We start from the raw sequence: 6,201 nt of genomic DNA on the forward strand, positions 1-6,201 counted from the left end.
CACCCTTGTATCTTGACTGACCCCTTAACGCAATCAACGAGAGTTGATAAACTAAAGCGGTTAATCACGAGCATTGAGAGCATGAGCGCACCCTTAGTGCCTAGACACTGTAGCGTAGATAATGCCCAATGCTCATTTTTATCATCTTAATACTCTGAATGGTATCCAAGTGCCTCAATACGAGTGACACTGCATGAACAAGGGAAGATGACAAGATGACTCATTATATTGGTATCGATGTTAGTAAAGCAAAGCTTGATGTTGCATGGCTTAAAGATGCAGACAAGCTAAAGGTTAAAACCAAAGTATTTAAAAACAACAAAGACGACTTTGATAATCTTATCAACTGGCTAAAAACAAACGTCAGCGATAATTTAAGTGATATACACGTAACCCTTGAAGCAACAGGTGTCTATCATGAGAATGTGGCTTATTTTCTACATGATAAAGGTATTGCTCTAAGTATCGTAAATCCAGCCTATGTCAGAAGCTATGCAAACTCTCTTGGTAGTCGCAATAAAACTGACAAAAAGGATAGCGTCTTACTGGCTCGTTATGCTAATAGTGCTAAGCCAGAACAGTGGACACCGCCACCAGTAGAAGCAAGACAATTAAAGTCATTATTGACTCGTTTAGATGCACTACAGCAAGACTTGCAACGTGAGCTTAACCGTCAAGAAAAAGCATATGCTACTGATACTGCGCCTATTGTGAAGCAATCCATTGGCACTATGATTGATGCTTTAGAAGTTGCTATTGCAAAGCTTAACGATGATATTGATGATCATATCGATAAACATCCTAAGTTAAAGCATGACCAAGAGCTACTACAAACTATCAAAGGTGTAGGCCCTGCCACATCAAGACAGATGCTATCGCTGATGCACAATAAGCAGTTTACTAAAGCGTCACAGGTTGCAGCCTTTATTGGTCTTGTTCCTAGACATATTGAGTCAGGACAGTTTAAAGGCAAATCACGTTTAGCTAAGAATGGTTCAAGTGCTATTAGAGCTAAACTGTATATGGCTGCAGTGGTATCCACTAAATGGAATCCTGATATTAAGGCACAGTACGAGAGGCTGTTAGCCAATGGTAAGTGCAAGATGCAGGCGATTTGCGCTGCTATGCGTAAGCTTGTGCATATCTGCTATGGTGTATTGAAACATCAATCTCCTTATCAGGCAAAAGTTGAATTTATTTCTGCTTGATATTTATTTTTTAAGATGGTATCTACCGTTCAACTCTATATCGTCCAATAACGTATAACTTAAACCACGATAAAACTCCGCAAGAACATGGTGTTACCGCTAGCCTCGAATGCAGCGGTTATCCCTGTCGCCTTGCCAGCCAAGATAATAGCGAAAAGCGAGAATAGCTACTCACATTAGATAAAATAATAGCCATTCCACTTAACTTAACGATATTATAGAAGTAGCTGTAGGCTGGGGCTTTTAGCTCAGCATCATGATTTTAAAATGTACCTTAGTTGTGCAAAATGCCCTACCTAATACCTAATACTTAATACCTAAGCCCGCTACTCTACAAATATTCATTAAACTTGCGTTATCCTGCGTTTACTTTACTTGCTCAAATTTTTGGATGGTTTGGTTATAGTGATACAAACTTTGATCCTTTGACTTTTCTATATTCTTCGAGTCTAAATCATCATTGTGAAATCCTGTCACTGAACTTAGTATTGTTTTAATAGGATAATACCCACCAACTTGTGGCGCTGAATAATCAAAGCTTACATCGTTTTCAGCTTTATAATAGTTCCCATGAGTTAAGCTTGCAGAATAGGTTGTATATCTTATATCCGCTATTTGTTTAATCTGCCCATCTGACATGGGGACATAAAGCTCCCAAATACACCCCGAGTGCCCACCAGCGCCAGAGCCGCAATGCTCGCCATACCATCCATATTTATCGTCACCCACCTCTCCAAATTCAAACCTATCCATCTGACTTCTGCCAGCACCGCCATTGTAAATATACGGCTCACTGGCAGATATCACCCATGACGTACCTGATTTGTATGCGGTAAACAAACCAGACAGCCCCGGTGTCACTCTAGCACCCTCATCTACGGTGTTCCCTGATATCAATACAAAAAGGGTATCCTTATTATGGATTTCTCTATTATGAAAGCGAATTGGCGACATACAATATTGCTCATTTCCTGCCTGATATAGCCAACATCCACGCAATTTGTCATAGTCTTTTCCGTAGTTTATACTCATATATTTGGTAATAAGTTGCCTGATATCTTCTGAGACCTGACCTTGAGGGAATGCGATTGCAGTCGGTGCACTAAACATAGTCACCGTTGCTAATAAGAGGTTTAGAGCGACCTTTTTTATCATATGTAAATACCAATATCTATAAAAATTTTGTTTGCTAACGGTTTGTGTCTTAAGTGATGTTTAAGCAAGTAGATACCGTACATTATTTAATTATTAAAGATTACTATCAAGAAGAAATTACGTTTAAGATTTCACCTAATCCGCCAATGGATTGGCTGGTCTTAGGCATACCGACCCGTAATGGCTACAAGAACTATCGTTTTGATAGATTGTATTTTTGCGAACAATTAAAACACGCTGTTATAGAATTTATGCATCAGAATAATTTAAATTTTATTGGCAGTCCCACTATAGTTGATGAAATTAAAGACCCTGATCTCACCTCAATAACGTACAGGCCATTAAAGACCTCCGAGAACAATACCCTGAGCTAAGCTTGCTTAAAGCTAATGAATAATGGATACAGGAGTAAGCCCTAGTATCAGTTCGACAAACCCTAAACAATTCATAATTGTTGCTATACTATAGGTCAATATCTACTAACCATTGCCTATACTATGTCGAATAGACCTTATACTCTAACCCCCTATCTAAAGTTGACCTTGTGTCTAATAATCATGCTTAGTGGCATACCATTTGCCCATGCCAGCAAGATTGACATAGCGCCCAAACTGATTACGATGTTGGTCGAGAAGCATTGTTCAAATGCGATACCTAACCTTAGTAACGCTACTACTGAAAGCCTACCACTCTATTATGAATGCTTCGATGATCCAGAAAACCAATTGGACACTGCCTACAATCTGAAACTAATCCCATTAATAGTCAAAGACTTTAATGAAGACGGCATTAAGGATATTGCTATAGAAGTACGTTCCTTAGGACCTGTAGGCGGGAGCGCATACACAACGACTTCAATATACTATCTGTTATTGAATGAGAATATGGACGTTGTCGACGATCATAGTATCTTACTTTATGCGCCTTTTAGTGAACATATTGTTAACTATGCGGTTGAAGACAATCGTATTATTTATGAAGCTTCCCCAAACTTTCGAGCCCACCCAGAAGCTTATGATGGATCTGGGAATCTTATAGAAACACCAAAAGTTTTCGAGATTAACTGGCCAAATCATCAACCCATAACCAGCTATTATCAAGAGAATTGTCGTATTGCGTCCTTGAATCCACAGCTTCCGTTAAAGAAAATAAACAGCCCTAAATACTTTAGTGGTATCGGAATGCACGAATATGATCGCTATCAAATACAGCATGTTGAGATTGAAAAGCTTGACATCTATGCCTCTTTAACAGGTTGCGATAAAATTGAAATATCCTTTGAGGTTCAGCCCAAAGAGGGTAAACCTCTGCCGGTGTTGGCGAGCATAATCCAACTGTTGCTTGATAAGACAAATTATGACAACGCATTAGTAGATTTGCAGACACTTGAAAAGCTAGGAGAAATGGCATTCGGTCAAAAAATGCAACTTAATGACGATTGGGATATAAGGGTTCATATTGATCGCAACTCAACTGTTCCGAATATAATGATTCAGCTGACAGAAAGAGATATACAACCTCCTTTTGAACTGCCTGAAGATATGGAAGCTGATATTACTTCAATAGATTTTGACGGAAATGGCATCGACGACAAAATTTATTTCGGTTATTCTCCACAATCTGATACCTTTCAAGAAATTTGGGTCAAAGACGATGGTACGTTCTTTCTTAAATTAGACGACATTCCACCACAGCATTTTTATCGCTTTACTGACTTAGATAATGATGGTGATAATGAGGCCATACTGATTAGAGGTTGGGAGGATGGCAGTGATGCACAAGTCGCCGACATTGACTTCAACAACCAATCTTTAGAAACCTTGTTTTACTTTAAACCTTATGTCTATCAAGAGGGTAAAACCTATTGGGGTTACGTTTGGGATTTGGACAATCTAATAATTGATAATGACGGTAAGATATTAAGTGCCTACCAAACCTATGCTAATAAAGACTATGCTAATGAAGACTATGCTAATAAAGACTATGCTAATAAAGACTATGCTAACGAAGACTATAATTATGCCATGGGACAATCTCAAACCCAGTTGCCCATACTTTTATTCTCAGCGAATGATAATTTTGAACCTCAGTGGGAAGATGAGCCGTTGAGTAATGTCAGCTTCCATACCTTTGATCAAATCTACAAGTTTAGTGTTAGAGATTAGCCGATTCTCTACCCAGTTTGCTAGCTTATTGACTTACTCATGCTACTGATTCAAACTCTTGTTTTGCTTCATTATACCGATACATACTTATCACGACTGATTTTTTGATTGACATAGGTCCTATCTCATTATCACTATCCATATGTCCTGTTTCTAAACTTGATATTGACTTAACTATCTAAAATCCGCTACTCATTAAAACGTTTCGTCAAAATAGACATCAGAATCTGTCTTACATCTTATGGTGTAGCGACTTGGGGTGAAGCATGACTGACCATTGGCAGAGTCATTATGCTATCGTATAGTCCCGTAGGTGCGCCCCGAGCACTATTTAAGAGAGCGATTTTAGAACTATAAAACCACTTATAAGAAAATTCTGGTAAGCCGTCTTAATCAACGTTTAAATTATCTTCTAATAATAGATTTGGTGCGCAGGGCGCACCCTTGTATCTTGACTGACCCCTTAACGCAATCAACGAGAGTTGATAAACTAAAGCGGTTAATCACGAGCATTGAGAGCATGAGCGCACCCTTAGTGCCTAGACACTGTAGCGTAGATAATGCCCAATGCTCATTTTTATCATCTTAATACTCTGAATGGTATCCAAGTGCCTCAATACGAGTGACACTGCATGAACAAGGGAAGATGACAAGATGACTCATTATATTGGTATCGATGTTAGTAAAGCAAAGCTTGATGTTGCATGGCTTAAAGATGCAGACAAGCTAAAGGTTAAAACCAAAGTATTTAAAAACAACAAAGACGACTTTGATAATCTTATCAACTGGCTAAAAACAAACGTCAGCGATAATTTAAGTGATATACACGTAACCCTTGAAGCAACAGGTGTCTATCATGAGAATGTGGCTTATTTTCTACATGATAAAGGTATTGCTCTAAGTATCGTAAATCCAGCCTATGTCAGAAGCTATGCAAACTCTCTTGGTAGTCGCAATAAAACTGACAAAAAGGATAGCGTCTTACTGGCTCGTTATGCTAATAGTGCTAAGCCAGAACAGTGGACACCGCCACCAGTAGAAGCAAGACAATTAAAGTCATTATTGACTCGTTTAGATGCACTACAGCAAGACTTGCAACGTGAGCTTAACCGTCAAGAAAAAGCATATGCTACTGATACTGCGCCTATTGTGAAGCAATCCATTGGCACTATGATTGATGCTTTAGAAGTTGCTATTGCAAAGCTTAACGATGATATTGATGATCATATCGATAAACATCCTAAGTTAAAGCATGACCAAGAGCTACTACAAACTATCAAAGGTGTAGGCCCTGCCACATCAAGACAGATGCTATCGCTGATGCACAATAAGCAGTTTACTAAAGCGTCACAGGTTGCAGCCTTTATTGGTCTTGTTCCTAGACATATTGAGTCAGGACAGTTTAAAGGCAAATCACGTTTAGCTAAGAATGGTTCAAGTGCTATTAGAGCTAAACTGTATATGGCTGCAGTGGTATCCACTAAATGGAATCCTGATATTAAGGCACAGTACGAGAGGCTGTTAGCCAATGGTAAGTGCAAGATGCAGGCGATTTGCGCTGCTATGCGTAAGCTTGTGCATATCTGCTATGGTGTATTGAAACATCAATCTCCTTATCAGGCAAAAGTTGAATTTATTTCTGCTTGATATTTATTTTTTAAGATGGTATCTAC

5 protein-coding genes are annotated in these 6,201 nt (G+C 38.8%); 4 read left to right on the forward strand and 1 reads right to left on the reverse strand.

Annotation, left to right across the window (positions count from 1 at the left end):
• Positions 1–215: 215 nt before the first annotated feature.
• Positions 216–1,208, forward strand: a complete 993-nt coding sequence (locus AC2SLP_RS11825; protein WP_486535649.1) for an IS110 family RNA-guided transposase — start codon at positions 216–218, stop codon at positions 1,206–1,208.
• Positions 1,209–1,574: 366 nt separating this feature from the next.
• On the opposite strand, the gene AC2SLP_RS11830 is transcribed toward AC2SLP_RS11825, so the two are convergent.
• The gene (locus tag AC2SLP_RS11830; RefSeq protein ID WP_486536834.1) at positions 1,575–2,363 is read right to left on the reverse strand and encodes a hypothetical protein; all 789 of its coding nucleotides are present in this window, start codon (positions 2,361–2,363) and stop codon (positions 1,575–1,577) included.
• Between the two features lie 56 nt (positions 2,364–2,419).
• On the opposite strand from AC2SLP_RS11830, the gene AC2SLP_RS11835 reads away from it, so the two are divergent.
• The 3 genes from AC2SLP_RS11835 (at position 2,420) to AC2SLP_RS11845 (ending at position 6,175) form a co-directional block, all read left to right on the forward strand.
• Positions 2,420–2,737 carry a hypothetical protein gene (locus tag AC2SLP_RS11835; protein WP_486536835.1) on the forward strand — a complete coding sequence of 106 codons (318 nt, stop codon included), beginning with the start codon at positions 2,420–2,422 and terminating at the stop codon, positions 2,735–2,737.
• A 183-nt stretch (positions 2,738–2,920) separates the two neighbouring features.
• Positions 2,921–4,528 (forward strand): hypothetical protein, encoded by a 1,608-nt coding sequence (locus AC2SLP_RS11840; protein ID WP_486536836.1) that lies wholly within the window; start codon positions 2,921–2,923, stop codon positions 4,526–4,528.
• A gap of 654 nt (positions 4,529–5,182) precedes the next feature.
• The gene (locus tag AC2SLP_RS11845; RefSeq protein ID WP_486535649.1) at positions 5,183–6,175 is read left to right on the forward strand and encodes an IS110 family RNA-guided transposase; all 993 of its coding nucleotides are present in this window, start codon (positions 5,183–5,185) and stop codon (positions 6,173–6,175) included.
• Positions 6,176–6,201 lie beyond the last annotated feature (26 nt).

It is taken from the genome of Psychrobacter sp. CX21 (assembly GCF_057396255.1).

What these genes read in the sequence shown, in the direction of transcription:
- AC2SLP_RS11830 (WP_486536834.1), bottom strand. Translation starts at nt 2,363, where the DNA reads ATGATAAAAAAGGTCGCTCTAAACCTCTTATTAGCAACGGTGACTATG.
- AC2SLP_RS11825 (WP_486535649.1), top strand. Translation starts at nt 216, where the DNA reads ATGACTCATTATATTGGTATCGATGTTAGTAAAGCAAAGCTTGATGTT.
- AC2SLP_RS11840 (WP_486536836.1), top strand. Translation starts at nt 2,921, where the DNA reads ATGCTTAGTGGCATACCATTTGCCCATGCCAGCAAGATTGACATAGCG.
- AC2SLP_RS11845 (WP_486535649.1), top strand. Translation starts at nt 5,183, where the DNA reads ATGACTCATTATATTGGTATCGATGTTAGTAAAGCAAAGCTTGATGTT.
- AC2SLP_RS11835 (WP_486536835.1), top strand. Translation starts at nt 2,420, where the DNA reads ATGTTTAAGCAAGTAGATACCGTACATTATTTAATTATTAAAGATTAC.